The organism is Enterobacter sp. 4974935, from assembly GCF_058661735.1.
The window spans coordinates 1793881-1806337 of sequence record NZ_JBZWGT010000003.1 but is presented as its reverse complement, the minus strand read 5'-3'; the positions used below and the strand labels follow the sequence as shown (position 1 = coordinate 1806337).

General features: G+C 48.1%; 18 protein-coding genes and 1 pseudogene. 5 read left to right on the top strand and 14 right to left on the bottom strand.

The features are described 5' to 3' along the window. Positions 1-16 precede the first annotated feature (16 nt). The gene (locus AC4OVS_RS09765) at positions 17-211 is read right to left on the bottom strand and encodes a hypothetical protein (RefSeq protein WP_047352903.1); all 195 of its coding nucleotides are present in this window, start codon (positions 209-211) and stop codon (positions 17-19) included. Between AC4OVS_RS09765 and AC4OVS_RS09760 the strand changes: the two genes are divergently transcribed. Continuing rightward, positions 210-641 carry a hypothetical protein gene (locus AC4OVS_RS09760; protein ID WP_047352902.1) on the top strand — a complete coding sequence of 144 codons (432 nt, stop codon included), beginning with the start codon at positions 210-212 and terminating at the stop codon, positions 639-641. The genes AC4OVS_RS09765 and AC4OVS_RS09760 overlap by 2 nt on opposite strands. A 115-nt stretch (positions 642-756) precedes the next feature. On the opposite strand, the gene AC4OVS_RS09755 is transcribed toward AC4OVS_RS09760, so the two are convergent. The 8 genes from AC4OVS_RS09755 to AC4OVS_RS09720 all read right to left on the bottom strand — a co-directional run bounded on the left by AC4OVS_RS09755 (position 757) and on the right by AC4OVS_RS09720 (position 6386). Next, a complete protein-coding gene (locus AC4OVS_RS09755; RefSeq protein ID WP_047352901.1) occupies positions 757-1707 on the bottom strand; it encodes a reverse transcriptase family protein in 951 nt (316 codons plus the stop codon). Beyond that, complete coding sequence (locus AC4OVS_RS09750) at positions 1685-1993, bottom strand: helix-turn-helix domain-containing protein (RefSeq protein ID WP_072059096.1); 309 nt, start codon at positions 1991-1993, stop codon at positions 1685-1687. Before AC4OVS_RS09750 ends, AC4OVS_RS09755 begins: the two co-directional genes overlap by 23 nt. A 37-nt stretch (positions 1994-2030) precedes the next feature. After that, positions 2031-2186 (bottom strand): hypothetical protein, encoded by a 156-nt coding sequence (locus tag AC4OVS_RS09745; RefSeq protein WP_165586792.1) that lies wholly within the window; start codon positions 2184-2186, stop codon positions 2031-2033. A gap of 405 nt (positions 2187-2591) precedes the next feature. Beyond that, positions 2592-4871: a replication endonuclease gene (locus AC4OVS_RS09740; protein WP_491922758.1), complete on the bottom strand. Its 2280-nt coding sequence runs from the start codon at positions 4869-4871 to the stop codon at positions 2592-2594. A 1-nt stretch (position 4872) separates the two neighbouring features. Then, positions 4873-5136 carry a DUF5405 family protein gene (locus tag AC4OVS_RS09735; RefSeq protein ID WP_047352899.1) on the bottom strand — a complete coding sequence of 88 codons (264 nt, stop codon included), beginning with the start codon at positions 5134-5136 and terminating at the stop codon, positions 4873-4875. A 22-nt stretch (positions 5137-5158) separates the two neighbouring features. Continuing rightward, positions 5159-5377 carry a DUF2732 family protein gene (locus AC4OVS_RS09730; RefSeq protein WP_047352898.1) on the bottom strand — a complete coding sequence of 73 codons (219 nt, stop codon included), beginning with the start codon at positions 5375-5377 and terminating at the stop codon, positions 5159-5161. Between the two features lie 66 nt (positions 5378-5443). Beyond that, positions 5444-5944 carry a hypothetical protein gene (locus AC4OVS_RS09725; protein WP_047352897.1) on the bottom strand — a complete coding sequence of 167 codons (501 nt, stop codon included), beginning with the start codon at positions 5942-5944 and terminating at the stop codon, positions 5444-5446. A 166-nt stretch (positions 5945-6110) separates the two neighbouring features. After that, on the bottom strand, positions 6111-6386 hold the full coding sequence (locus AC4OVS_RS09720; RefSeq protein ID WP_045352347.1) for a regulatory phage cox family protein: 276 nt from the start codon (positions 6384-6386) through the stop codon (positions 6111-6113). A gap of 135 nt (positions 6387-6521) precedes the next feature. Between AC4OVS_RS09720 and AC4OVS_RS09715 the strand changes: the two genes are divergently transcribed. Together AC4OVS_RS09715 and AC4OVS_RS09710 are read left to right on the top strand one after the other, a co-directional pair. Then, positions 6522-6818, top strand: coding sequence for a helix-turn-helix domain-containing protein (locus AC4OVS_RS09715; protein ID WP_047352896.1), 297 nt, complete (start codon positions 6522-6524; stop codon positions 6816-6818). A 96-nt stretch (positions 6819-6914) separates the two neighbouring features. Continuing rightward, positions 6915-7925, top strand: coding sequence for a phage integrase (locus tag AC4OVS_RS09710; protein ID WP_038419819.1), 1011 nt, complete (start codon positions 6915-6917; stop codon positions 7923-7925). Between the two features lie 110 nt (positions 7926-8035). On the opposite strand, the gene leuE is transcribed toward AC4OVS_RS09710, so the two are convergent. The 4 genes from leuE to AC4OVS_RS09690 form a co-directional block, all read right to left on the bottom strand. Continuing rightward, positions 8036-8671 (bottom strand): leucine efflux protein LeuE, encoded by a 636-nt coding sequence (gene leuE, locus AC4OVS_RS09705; RefSeq protein WP_006810877.1) that lies wholly within the window; start codon positions 8669-8671, stop codon positions 8036-8038. A gap of 67 nt (positions 8672-8738) precedes the next feature. Continuing rightward, positions 8739-9149, bottom strand: a complete 411-nt coding sequence (locus AC4OVS_RS09700) for an Exc2 family lipoprotein (RefSeq protein ID WP_022648348.1) — start codon at positions 9147-9149, stop codon at positions 8739-8741. Between the two features lie 11 nt (positions 9150-9160). Next, complete coding sequence (locus tag AC4OVS_RS09695) at positions 9161-9289, bottom strand: KPN_01571 family protein (protein ID WP_209662595.1); 129 nt, start codon at positions 9287-9289, stop codon at positions 9161-9163. A gap of 118 nt (positions 9290-9407) precedes the next feature. Then, positions 9408-9581, bottom strand: a complete 174-nt coding sequence (locus AC4OVS_RS09690) for a YciY family protein (RefSeq protein ID WP_017384232.1) — start codon at positions 9579-9581, stop codon at positions 9408-9410. A 143-nt stretch (positions 9582-9724) separates the two neighbouring features. Here AC4OVS_RS09690 and cls point away from each other — a divergent pair, with 143 nt between their 5' ends. Both cls and AC4OVS_RS09680 read left to right on the top strand, forming a co-directional pair. Continuing rightward, positions 9725-11185 (top strand): cardiolipin synthase, encoded by a 1461-nt coding sequence (gene cls / locus AC4OVS_RS09685; protein WP_022648349.1) that lies wholly within the window; start codon positions 9725-9727, stop codon positions 11183-11185. A gap of 33 nt (positions 11186-11218) precedes the next feature. Then, positions 11219-11548, top strand: coding sequence for an HI1450 family dsDNA-mimic protein (locus AC4OVS_RS09680; RefSeq protein WP_006810881.1), 330 nt, complete (start codon positions 11219-11221; stop codon positions 11546-11548). A 31-nt stretch (positions 11549-11579) separates the two neighbouring features. On the opposite strand, the pseudogene AC4OVS_RS09675 reads toward AC4OVS_RS09680, so the two are convergent. Further along, positions 11580-12448, bottom strand: a pseudogene (locus tag AC4OVS_RS09675) (ion transporter). Positions 12449-12457: the final 9 nt, after the last annotated feature.

The following is a 12457-nucleotide window of genomic DNA, read 5'->3' as shown; positions in this document are numbered from 1 at the left end:
ATTGATATAGATCCTTTTATTTGTGCATTCTAATGTGATTTAACAGATGTTTAATAACGTTCATGAGCTCATCTTTACTGGCTTTTTCGACCATTTTCGCGGTGTAGCTTTCGATCTCGCGAGAGCTCAGATCGTTGTTTAGGGCCATTACAGTCAGAGTCTTTGCCCAATAGACAAACGAATCTTTACTAGATGATAGGGAATTATGCATGTCCAAGAACCTCGAATTGTTTAACCAACAGACTGCAGAAATCTTTGCATTGTTATGGGAGAACTTTCCTGTAGCGCAGGTTATAACCTACGAAAAGTTCAACGCCTCGCTACCTGATGACTACTTTGATCAGCTTAACTCACCGGAAATGAAAGCATTGAACCAATTGCGTTGTGTGGTTGAGGGAACATTCACCTTTCTTCAAGAAAACGGCTATATCCAGTATGAAACAGATCATCAATCTTATTTTCGAGATGTACGTCTCACCGAAAAAGCACTCTCCGTGCTAAACAAAAAACCTGATGCTCTGAGTGGAAATGAAAAAATGGGAGATAAAATTATTAATGCGGTAAAAGATGGCACACCTGGAGTTATAGCAGGCGCGGTGACAAATTTGCTAACACTCGGTGTGAATTTGGTAACAAGCTGACGAACTAGATTTATTGCTACTCAACCTAATCAGCATTTAAATCTATTTAAATGCTGATTAGGTTGTTATAAGGTTTTTCAACAAAGCTAGAAAAGCAATCGATATAATGTAAATTTTAATTTGCAGTGTTACTCTTTAAAGTAAGCACTTTCGATTTGTAACGCTGCTCAATAACTCCCATTGAATGTAAACGCCCAAAAAGCGTTTTTGCAATTGAGGTTTCCTTTGCATTTTCTGCATCTTTAATTATTTTCCAGTACTCAATATCCCTAGCCATCAATCGATGCTGTTCATTCCTAACTTTCAAATGATTGCCTAAAACAATCACTCCGGTTACTAACTTAGGTTTATCTTTGGAATACAATTTTGTCTTTGTTGGATGCATAACGTGACCATGCTTACTAATAATCTTGCGCGTTACAGCACAGAATAATCTATTAACGTTAGCGCCAGAGAATGTAAGGTCGTCAACATACACAGTCATTTCAATCTTCAATTTTTGGCACAACTCGTGTATTTCATCAAACATTCTTGAATTTGCAAAAAAAGCCAAAGGCATACTAATTCTACTGCCTGTTGGTAAACGGTCATGACAAGTGCATATGTGAGATAAAATATCCGCAACATCACACGACATTTTCATCACTGAATAGAAAAAAGAAAAAATCATCAACCTTGTTGTAGATGGAAAAAAGGCTTTGATGTCAGTAGTCATCATTTTTTCATTGTTAAGATGCGCTCGAGCATTCGTCACGTTAGAACATGCTTTCTTACCTGAGTGAAGATATAGCGGCAAACTAATGCGTGATAATAAACTAGCAATGCGAGTATGAACAACATCTAATTTTTCTAGAGGTTTTTGTATTTTTCGAGGCTTACCTTTTTTAGATAATTGTTCAAAAATAGAATAATTACCTTCATCTTTCTTCAGGATTGAAAAATCACTAATATTAACACAAAGAAGTGCTGCAAGTTTTTTTTTGCTTTTAAGTTTATAAAATGGTGAATCCATCACACCATAAGATTTGTTTTTAGTGGAAATTCTAAGCTTTTTCCGTTTTTTCATTTCTTTTATTCACCCACTCCAGGATATCCAGAATCTTATCAGCCAAATTTAGACGTAACCGCTTAGACAAACGACCTTGTGTACCTAATGATTCTGAAAAAAAGACTAAAGATGTTACAGGTATGTCGAAATGAATAGCATAGCGCTGTAAAATTTCTACTGAAGGTGATGTGATGCCGCTTTCAAACTCTACTATTTTTTCTTTAGGAATACCTAAAGATGCTGATAACTCAACTAATGACTCTTTATGGTATTGCCTTATCAAACGAAGGGCTTTATGTAACATTAGGCAACTCCACGAAATTGAAACTAGGGAGGACGCATCACATATCTCCCCCTTCCAAATAGTCCACTAAACGTGTGATTAAATCAAACAGTCGAATACCCCATTTAACCGCTTCCCACGCATACGCAGCCCACTTTTTCCGGTTTGACTTGCTCTGCGCCTGCTGTTCGTTGGTTAATTTATCATTTTTCATGATTTTCTCCTTATGCCCACGGTGTGCAAACGTATGTTCGCTCAAGCACCGTGGTTCGCCCTCATAAGGATGAGATTGAACAGCACTAGCCCCCTGCTCCACGAACCCTTGGTCGCCCAAAGGGTTCGTATACCCATACGCCATACCATCTGGAGCAGCGATAACTCTGACGAGCGACGTCGCTTAGGTGCTCTGAGGCGTTGCGCGGGGTAAAAGTTAGAAAGCATCAGCTTTCCACGGGTAATAAATACCCAATTGGTGGCGATTTATCTCACTAACTAACCAATGCATGCATCATAGCAAGAAATTTGCTTCGCTTAATATACAGCATTATAACTTTTAGAAGTTACAAGATAAAAATTAATAACAAAAGAGTATAAACCTCATTTATTTCGAAGATAGAAGTTAAAAATACGAATCTATCCAATCATCCCCCACCGCGTAATTAAATATTTTATCGCCATAAATCACCGTTGCCCCACGCGCCAGTGCATCGAGCTCCCACCGTTCCGGGGTAATGCCCTCCTGAGCCAAATCGAAACGAATTTTTGCGACGCGATCCCTTTCGGGCTTTGTCATCCTGGCTGATGGCGCTTGCTCGCTGGCTTTGAGAGGCGCATTGCTTCTTTGCTGTCGATTTTTGCGCGGTGCGCCAGCTTTTAACGCCCCGTTAAGTACCTTAACGACGTCCGGCTCATTCCAGCCAATAACCCCGCGCTCAATCAGATTTAACACCGCTGCGGCTTGCTCAGACGGTGTAGGGATCATAACTGGATCGCCACCGCCGGTGAGCTTTCCACAGTTATTGACAGGACTCCGAGGCGCGGCAGAGCCGCTTTTTAAGGTCAAAGGCTCAACGGCCAAAACCTTTGGAACGATACGCCATTCGGCTGTACGGGTTACATGGACACGGTCAGTCCCGAGATGAGGGGCATAAATACCGACCACCCTCTCGATATCTTCCTCGTATTCGTTGACCTCATCCGTCACCTTACGGGCGACCCTGACCGCCTGAGCATCACGCGGCATGTTTGCCCCACCCTGCGCGATGATGTACCGCTCAAAGTCCCCCTCATCTGCAGCAGCTCGCGCGGCCTCGACCCTGTCGTCAAACTCGCAGGCAATACTTACCCCACGCGGCAATTTGCGCAGTTCACGGTAAGCGCCCATCGTCGGGAGACCAATCGGTTTAAACTGAGGGATACGCCATGTTGACGCCCATGCGGTGACGGCTGCGGCCGTATCTTTCAGAGGCTTGCCGGTGTCATTATCGAGCTGGCCGTCGAGCGCATAACCGTCGATATTTTTTGCAATGTATTTAGCAATATAACCCGCCGCTCCGCCCTGATTAAGATGGCGTGACTCAAAGCGCTGTTTTGCCGCGCCCTTTTCGTGTCCGTCCTCTTTGAGGGCATAACGACGCATAATTTCGTTAATGGCTTTACGCTGACCGGGTTTGCAAAACAGCATCATGTGCCAGTGCGGCGTGCCGTCATGGTGCGGTTCGACAACGCGCATCCCGTAAACCTCTAAATCGTTATCTTTGAAAGCTGTACGCATCAGGCTCCAGATTCGGCACAGATAGCGCTGGCCGTCTTTGGGTGAGAATGCTGTTTCGTTCCAGCCATGATTGAGCTGCACCGTTTTGCTTTCACCTTTGCCAACCTGACGGGTCGGGTGATACTTCGATGGCGTGGTCAGCGTGATAAACATCCCCACGTCACCAACGCTGGTCGCGTAACGTTCAATCCCGGCGATAGTGTTCATCAGCTCCATGCGGCGTATTTCAGGGTTAGAAATACTCCCCATGACCTTACTGATGAGGTCGATACGTTCGCCAGTGACTTTGTTTTCCAGTTCGCAGGATTTAAGGTATTCGAGATTAGCAAGGCGGCGCGCGTGAACATCGCGGATCGCCATTTTGCTTGCGTAAGGTGAACGGTCTTTGTTGACCTCACCTGCTGCGATGAGCAGCGCCTCGCGCCAGCGCATCCGCTGTGCTTTGAGCTGGTTGAACCACCACTCGTCTTTAATCAGGCGGGAAATAGTGGAAAATGCCATGCGGATCGTCATCTGACCCTTACGGTATTTTTTCCAGTACATCGGGGTGATGTTAAATGCGCGAGCAATACCGGCCACTTGCCCGTATAGGTGCGACTGAGCTTTATCGGTGAAAAGTGTCTCTTTCCCGCCGTGAGCCTCCGCCCAGGCGTCGCTTAACTCCTCGTATTTGCTCCAGAGCTGAGAGGCAATTCTGGCCGCAAATTTCCTGAGCTCTTTGTCATTCATATCTGGTAAGCGCGCATACTGGTCGCGCTCGGACAGAAAACCAATCGAGGCGGATTCATTCATCCCGCACAGCTCATTAACACGCTCAAGACGTGGCAGCAGCTTGCGCTCAAACGTGTTTTTAAGGAAATACAGCCCACCTAAAGGGCTCTTTTTACGGCGGATGAAGTTATAACGCGATGTAAACAGCGTTTGCAGGAAAAACGGCAGACGGTCAATCCGGTTTAAAACACCTTGCACCTGACGGAGTTCGGCACGTGTAAGGTGTCTGTCGCGGCCAATGGCCTCTTTAGTGACGTTATTCCAGGGATAAGCACCAACGAATGAATCACTGGTGCCCTTCAAAAATTGTGGTGGTGGCGAGGGGGCAATACGCCCCCGAGATTCGATGGACATACTATTTAAAGGCGTCCAGACATTGCTTCCCCAGGCGTTCAATTCGAGCTTCCAAAGCTGAGAAGCCAATAAGATCGCTGGTCAAAAGGTCATGCAATACCAGGCCTGAGATAAGCTTAGGGATATTCGGGTAGTAACCGACAACGTCCAGCCAATCCCTGCCTTTGTTCTTCCCGGATGTTGCGGTCTTCCTCTCCTGCAAAATGAATTGATAGCGGTCACAGGTGATGACGTACTGGTTATTAATCTCGATGTGTAAGCTCATTTTTGCTTCCTGTTAACAGTGGTTAGCCAGCTCTACCGAAAATTGAGTTGTGTAACTTTTCCGACTCTTGGCCTAATAACTCGATAATCTCGGTGCGATTAAGTTCTGACTTACTGATGTACGCGATAAGCCCATCAAACTGAGAAGAGAAACGGGTCGCCATGTCGCGCTGTGCCTCGCTTACTGCCTGCGCCAGATGTGCCGAATACATCCCCCGCTGCGCTGTATCTTGTTTTTGCATTTGCCTATCTCCGGACAAAAGGAGTCCCCACGCTGTAAGGCGCGTAATAAATCGAATCCAGATTAATTAATGTAAATACTGCTCAGGTTTTACCGAGGTTAAAATGGTTGGTGCGTACTCAAAAAGGCTAAATAGCTCTCGCAAAGCCCTGAAAAGTTTCTCACGCCAATAACAGTCCTCTTCATTCAAACGCCAGTGCGGCATCATAAACTCCTGCTCTGTCAGTCCCGCATGAAGATACAATGAGCGCCTTTGACTAACAGTTAGGCGGCTGATGAAAATTGCTTTTGACTCGCCAAATTGTCGGCACCGGGCAAATGCAGTTCTCAATTCATCAAGCGCACAAACAAGACGCTCACGATCGGCTTCGGTCATTTCCTCTAAGCGCATGACAGAGTGACGCTGTTTTAATTGTGCGTGGAAACAAACCGTAAGACGCTCCCGCTCCATCATCTGATTGTAAAAATCGCAAGTGTCCTGCCAGCGAGGCTGAGCCAGATACTTGCAGACCAGACCGCGAAGTGCTGTTGGTTGTTTCTGGATCACATCAAGTGTCATTACCGTCATAACCACAATCCTCTCTTTTTGACCAAGCGACGAAGTTTCTCGATAACACCCGTCTTACGGGTTCGGATGATGATGCCCTTGCGTCCGCGACCGTGAGTGATAGTGAAGTTAATCGGATTAGGGCTTTCTCTTCGAAGCAACTGTGCAATGCAACGAGGTTCATTCTTCATACTGGCCCCCCTAATCCGAGCCACATCAGCCAGCCATCGCGAATCTCTTTAGGACGGCTGTCATAAGCCATCTTCATTCCTTTGTTCCAGGCAGGCAGATAAACCCAATATTCCCCTGCGCGCCCACTCGTGGACTGCGGATCAGTCATCTCGACTACAGGCAGCTTGCCCTTCTCAATCATGCCTTTAACGGCTGCGGGTGTTTTACCAATAAGGCGCGCGAATTCCTGGTATGGAACGGCGTCGCTCACACTATCAATGACCCTATTCATTTGTGAGTATTCCTCGTTAGTGTTTTAATTGCTCCTAATGGCTATTAATTGCCATATTGGAGCCATTAGTTTGCGATAACGAATAGAAGATTACTCCGTTATCGTTTTTCTATCAATACTGGAGTGTTAATTACGATGATACCCGTAAATGAAAAGCTAGCGATCATGCGTGAGTCAGAACGTATGAATAGGAAAGAATTCAGTGACTTAACAGGCGTTCCATACAGCTCTCTTTCGAGTTACGAGAAGGGTGTAAAAGATATGGGCATACAGGCGGTGATGAAGATTTTGAATCATCCTCAGTTCAAAAAATACACTATGTGGTTCATGACAGAGACGATATCACCTGAAGCTGGGCAGATTGCACCGGCTCTCGCGCACTTTGGGCAGCAGATAACAACGTCATCCCACTCAGACCAGAAAACTGGCTAACTATTTATGGCGCTTATTTGTGCAGTAAATGCACAGTGAGCTTTTGCTATTTAAATCAGGAAATTGAAGTACGCAGTAACATCATCGGGAGGCTTTATGTCTGTTAAAAAGCTCGATGATGGTCGATATGAAGTGGACATTAGACCGACCGGGCGTAACGGAAAACGCATCCGTCGGAAGTTCGACAAGAAAAGCGAGGCGATGGCTTTTGAAAAGCATACTCAATATAACCATCACTCAAAGGAATGGCTTTCAAAACCAACGGACAAACGCCAATTGTCGGAACTGAAAGAGTTATGGTGGAAGCTGAAAGGTAAACATGAGGAGCACGGTCAATCGTATCTCAGGAAAATTGAGCGTTTCGAAACGATGACCGGAAACCCGTGCGCTTTCCAGATTACCAAGAGCCTGATAACGCAATATTGTGCTCAACGTCGGGGTGAAGGTATTAAGCCAACTACCATCAACCGCGACCTGATCACGCTAGGTGGGATGTTCACAACCCTGATTGAGTCAGAACTGTATAACGGTGAGCATCCATTCAGGGGATTCAAAAAACTGAAAGAGCAGACAGCCGAAACGGGCTATCTCACTCTTGAGGAAATTGACGCCTTACTTGCTGCGCTCTCAGGTGATAATCGTAAAATTGCGGTTTTGTGTTTGAGTACCGGAGCAAGATGGGGAGAAGCTGCGCGATTGAAGGCGGAGAATGTGATTCATAACCGGGTGTCTTTCGTTAAGACGAAAACCAACACACCGCGCACGGTCCCGATCTCTGATGACGTTGCGGCTTACGTAGTCGGCAAAGCACGAGGCTTTCTGTTTCCTGAGGCCAGTTATGCTGATTTCAGGCGAATCCTCAAAGAAGTTAAGCCCGACTTACCGGCGGGGCAAGCAACACATGCGCTACGACACTCTTTCGCCACGCACTTTATGATTAACGGGGGCAATATCATCACACTGCAGAGGATCTTAGGTCATACGAAAATTGCGCAGACAATGGTCTATGCGCACTTCGCTCCTCAGTACCTGCAGGACGCGATTTCGCTTAACCCGCTGAAGGGTGCTAATGGTGGTAAGAGTGTCCACAATGTGTCCACACCCTAGCCGCTTTTTATGGCTTTTGGCTGCTAGTAGTAAAACGTGAAGCCTTGTCTGGCGCGGCTTTCCAGCTACGCCAGACATTAAAAAGGCTCCCTCAGGAGCCTTTTCTTCATTCAGTGCAGCGACGCCAGCCTCGCCGCAAATCCAACAAACAGCAGGCCTATCAACCCATTCCCCAGCTTCGCCAGTTTCTTTTTGGTTTTCAGATAACGCGTGACAAACGCGCCTGAGAAAATCAGGAAGCTCATGTACATGAAGCTGATCAGCTCAAGTGTGGTGGCGAGGATCAGGAACGACGTGCCGGTATTCTTCGCATTGACATCAATGAACTGCACGAAGAACGATACGTAAAAGAGAATCGCTTTCGGGTTCGTCAGGCTCAGCACCAGCGAACGCTTAAGGATCGCGCTTGCCGGTTCGGCGCTACTTTCGTGCGCATTTTTTTGACGTGTCATAACGGACCAGAGCATTTTTCCGCCGAGCCACAGCAGATAAAACGCCCCAAGATAGCGGACAATATTAAATAATACCGGAGTGGTCTGGATCAACGCGGCAACGCCCGCCCAGGCCAGAAACATCAGCACGGCATCACCAATAAACACACCGGTGGCTGCCAGATAGCCTTTCTTAACGCCGTGGCCAATCCCTGTTTTCAGCACAAACAAGGTGTTCGGTCCTGGAACCAGCACGATAAAAAATGCGCCGACAACATAGGTCCAGAAATTCAGTACACCAAACTCCGCAAACACGTCTCACTCCTTTTGCTCAAAAACAGCGGGGATACCGGTAATTACGGTATCCCCTGAATCAGTTGCGCTATTGTACGCCGTTATAACCATCAAGATAAGTCGCGGCCAGTTCGTTACCAAATAATATGGCGTCTTTACTGTCCATGTCCGAAGACCATTTATCCTTCGCGTTGCCTGCGTACAATTCCTGCGACTTCGCATTTTCTTTCAACTGATCGCGAATGCTTTGCGCGTATTCACTGGCTTCAGCCTGAGTCCGCCCTTCCGCACGGTCAGCTTTGCCCCGGGCATAAAGCTCGCGGAACTGCGCTACGTTCAGGTGATAATTTTTCTGCACGCTGGAGGTGTAATTGCCGCCAGTAAAGCTGGACTGATGCGACACGAAATAAAACGCGTGCCGTTCGGGTGAGGTTTTGCTACTTGCACAACCGCTTAATACTGCGATCCCGAAGAGTGCTGCCATCACTTTTACGTTCATCCTTTTTTCCTTTAATAAAGCCAATGTATTCCCCACGCAAAAACATAATCTGCCAATGAGGAAAATGACGAAAGTCCTAAACCTTCCCTGAGCGCATCCAGCGCCAAAAGTGCAATAAAAATCCAGAGATAAGGATTCATCTTTTAATATCATGACGTTATGGGGACGTAGTATATCGTGGAAAGCAGACGGGAGGAGACTGCAAAGATTGATAGTCTGGATGTTTAATGGGCACCTTTACGGTGCCCCTCATGCTTTTCAGATATCCTGGACCGCGAACAGCAGCGCGTTACGGTGTCTGTTCAGGCCACATTTTCTGATGGCGTGGATACGCATATTGCGGCGGGATTGTGCTTCCAGCCAACGAGCCTTACGACGACTCACCTGTCGCAACATGCGCCAGCGCCCTACTTCAGTTCTACTGCGCTTCATGTCTACAACTCTTTCTCTAACAGAGATGCCATTATATGCCTAAGCAGGCGGCAAACCAGCGCTTTTATCTGCCGTTTTTATTTGCCAGATGAATCCTGATGCGTAAACTCATAACAATACGCTTTCAAAAGGATTTTTTATTTATGACAACCTTCTACACCGTGGTGAGTTGGCTGGTCATTTTAGGATACTGGCTGTTAATTGCCGGGGTGACGTTGCGCATTCTGATGAAACGCAGAGCGGTACCTTCCGCCATGGCCTGGCTTCTGATTATCTACATTCTGCCGCTGGTGGGCATCATCGCCTATCTCTCTTTCGGTGAACTTCATCTGGGTAAACGCCGGGCCGAACGCGCCCGTGCCATGTGGCCCTCCACGGCAAAATGGCTTGCCGACCTTAAAGCCTGCAAGCATATCTTCGCCGAAGAGAACAGCAGCGTGGCCGCATCTTTGTTCAAGCTGTGCGAACGCCGCCAGGGCATTGCTGGGGTAAAAGGCAATCAGCTGCAACTGATGACCTCTTCCGATGACGTGATGCAGGCGCTGATCCGTGATATCCAGCTCGCCCGGCATAATATCGAGATGGTGTTTTATATCTGGCAGCCGGGCGGCATGGCGGACCAGGTCGCCGAATCGCTGATGGCCGCTGCACGTCGCGGTATCCACTGCCGCCTGATGCTGGACTCCGCCGGCAGCGTGGCCTTTTTCCGTAGCCCGTGGGCAGGCATGATGCGCAACGCCGGTATCGAGGTGGTCGAGGCGCTGAAAGTGAATCTTATGCGCGTCTTTCTGCGCCGCATGGATCTTCGTCAGCACCGGAAAATGGTCCTGATCGATAACTATATCGCCTACACCGGCAGCATGAACATGGTCGACCCCCGCTTCTTTAAACAGGATTCCGGCGTGGGGCAATGGATCGATTTGATGGCTCGCATGGAAGGCCCGGTGGCAACCTCTATGGGCATCGTCTATTCGTGCGACTGGGAAATTGAAACCGGTAAACGCATTCTTCCCCCGCCGCCGGATGGCAATATCATGCCGTTTGAGGAAGCCAGCGGGCACACTATCCACACTATCGCCTCCGGTCCTGGCTTCCCGGAAGATCTGATCCATCAGGCACTGCTTACTGCCGCGTACTCAGCGCGGGAATATCTGATCATGACCACGCCCTATTTCGTCCCCAGCGACGACCTTCTGCACGCCATCTGTACAGCGGCACAGCGCGGAGTGGATGTGAGCATTATTATGCCGCGCAAGAACGATTCGCTGCTGGTCGGGTGGGCAAGTCGCGCGTTCTTTAGTGAGCTGCTGGCCGCGGGCGTTAAAATCTATCAGTTCGAAGGCGGTCTGTTACACACCAAGAGCGTGCTGGTAGACGGAGAGCTGAGCCTGGTGGGTACCGTCAACCTCGATATGCGCAGTCTGTGGCTGAATTTTGAAATTACGCTGGTCATTGATGACGCCGGTTTCGGCGGCGATCTGGCGGCGGTTCAGGATGATTATATCTCCCGCTCACGCCTGCTGGACGCCAGACTGTGGGCGAAACGTCCGCTGTGGCAGCGAATTGCCGAACGACTGTTTTACTTCTTTAGTCCGTTGCTGTAAAACGTGCCCAACGATGTTTAACAGGTAGTCATCATGGAAATGGATCTGAACAATCGCCTGACCGAAGACGAAACGCTCGAACAGGCCTACGATATTTTTCTCGAGCTGGCGGTCGATAATCTCGACCCTGCTGACGTCATTCTTTTCAACCTGCAATTTGAAGAGCGTGGCGGTGCTGAGCTGTTCGATCCGTCTGAAGACTGGGCCGAACACGTCGATTTTGATCTCAACCCGGACTTCTTCGCTGAGGTAGTAATTGGCCTGGCAGATGAAGACGGCGGAGAAATTAACGACATCTTTGCCCGCGTCCTGCTGTGCCGCGAGAAAGACCATAAGCTGTGCCATATTCTCTGGCGCGAATAATAAAAAAGGCTGCCCGCGCAGCCTTTTTTATTTAATCCGGCAAGGCATTTCCACAGCGGTGACAAAACCGCGCCCCGGGTTCATGATTTCCCTGCTGACAATTCGGACATTTGCGTTGCTGCTTGCTGTTCTGGAAGGCGCTGCTCATATGGGTGGTAATTAGCCCCGTCGGTATCGCTATCACCGAATAACCGATCAGTATAAGAACCGATGCCACAATACGTCCGAGCGGCGTATGCGGTGTAATATCGCCATAGCCCACGGTGGTCACCGTGACGATAGCCCAGTAAACCGACGCATTAAGCGTGGTAAACCCGTATTTTGGCCCTTCGATTAAATACATCAGGGAGCCAAAAACGATCATCACGATAGCAATAAACGAATAGAAGAGAATAAGCTGGTGGCGGGCGCTGACAATGGCGACCCAAAAAACCCTCAGCGACGGCATAAAGCGCAGCAGCTTCAGAATTCGTAACACACGAATCGCCCGCATTGCGCGCCAGGCAAACACATAATTCAGGCTGATCTCAGGCCACAGCCACATGACATACAGCGGCAGGATAGTGGCTAAATCAATAAATCCCCAGAAGCTGAAAACGTATTTCGCCGGATTTGGCCAGCTAATGACCCTCAGCACATACTCTGCGGTAAACACCAGCGTGACGATCAATTCCAGCCAGACAAATACGTGCCACTCCTCATACGTCATGTGGTACTGCGTTCCGGCACCGGATTCGATAAAGATAATAATGACGCTAATCAGCGCAAATAAGCCACACAGACCCTCGAAACGGCGACCGGAAACCGTTTCTGGATCAAATAAAAGGTGATAAAGCCGCTGACGGGCCGACGTGAATAATCGCGACACATTAACCTCTAAAAAATAAGGGCTGACATCATGTCAGCCCT

Bases quoted from the DNA above. Each gene is read 5' to 3' on its own strand.
- AC4OVS_RS09760 (WP_047352902.1), top strand. From the start codon at position 210: ATGTCCAAGAACCTCGAATTGTTTAACCAACAGACTGCAGAAATCTTT.
- AC4OVS_RS09765 (WP_047352903.1), bottom strand. From the start codon at position 211: ATGCATAATTCCCTATCATCTAGTAAAGATTCGTTTGTCTATTGGGCA.
- AC4OVS_RS09755 (WP_047352901.1), bottom strand. From the start codon at position 1,707: ATGAAAAAACGGAAAAAGCTTAGAATTTCCACTAAAAACAAATCTTAT.
- AC4OVS_RS09750 (WP_072059096.1), bottom strand. From the start codon at position 1,993: ATGTTACATAAAGCCCTTCGTTTGATAAGGCAATACCATAAAGAGTCA.
- AC4OVS_RS09745 (WP_165586792.1), bottom strand. From the start codon at position 2,186: ATGAAAAATGATAAATTAACCAACGAACAGCAGGCGCAGAGCAAGTCA.
- AC4OVS_RS09740 (WP_491922758.1), bottom strand. From the start codon at position 4,871: ATGTCCATCGAATCTCGGGGGCGTATTGCCCCCTCGCCACCACCACAA.
- AC4OVS_RS09735 (WP_047352899.1), bottom strand. From the start codon at position 5,136: ATGAGCTTACACATCGAGATTAATAACCAGTACGTCATCACCTGTGAC.
- AC4OVS_RS09730 (WP_047352898.1), bottom strand. From the start codon at position 5,377: ATGCAAAAACAAGATACAGCGCAGCGGGGGATGTATTCGGCACATCTG.
- AC4OVS_RS09725 (WP_047352897.1), bottom strand. From the start codon at position 5,944: ATGACGGTAATGACACTTGATGTGATCCAGAAACAACCAACAGCACTT.
- AC4OVS_RS09720 (WP_045352347.1), bottom strand. From the start codon at position 6,386: ATGAATAGGGTCATTGATAGTGTGAGCGACGCCGTTCCATACCAGGAA.
- AC4OVS_RS09715 (WP_047352896.1), top strand. From the start codon at position 6,522: ATGATACCCGTAAATGAAAAGCTAGCGATCATGCGTGAGTCAGAACGT.
- AC4OVS_RS09710 (WP_038419819.1), top strand. From the start codon at position 6,915: ATGTCTGTTAAAAAGCTCGATGATGGTCGATATGAAGTGGACATTAGA.
- AC4OVS_RS09700 (WP_022648348.1), bottom strand. From the start codon at position 9,149: ATGAACGTAAAAGTGATGGCAGCACTCTTCGGGATCGCAGTATTAAGC.
- AC4OVS_RS09695 (WP_209662595.1), bottom strand. From the start codon at position 9,289: ATGAATCCTTATCTCTGGATTTTTATTGCACTTTTGGCGCTGGATGCG.
- AC4OVS_RS09690 (WP_017384232.1), bottom strand. From the start codon at position 9,581: ATGAAGCGCAGTAGAACTGAAGTAGGGCGCTGGCGCATGTTGCGACAG.
- cls (WP_022648349.1), top strand. From the start codon at position 9,725: ATGACAACCTTCTACACCGTGGTGAGTTGGCTGGTCATTTTAGGATAC.
- AC4OVS_RS09680 (WP_006810881.1), top strand. From the start codon at position 11,219: ATGGAAATGGATCTGAACAATCGCCTGACCGAAGACGAAACGCTCGAA.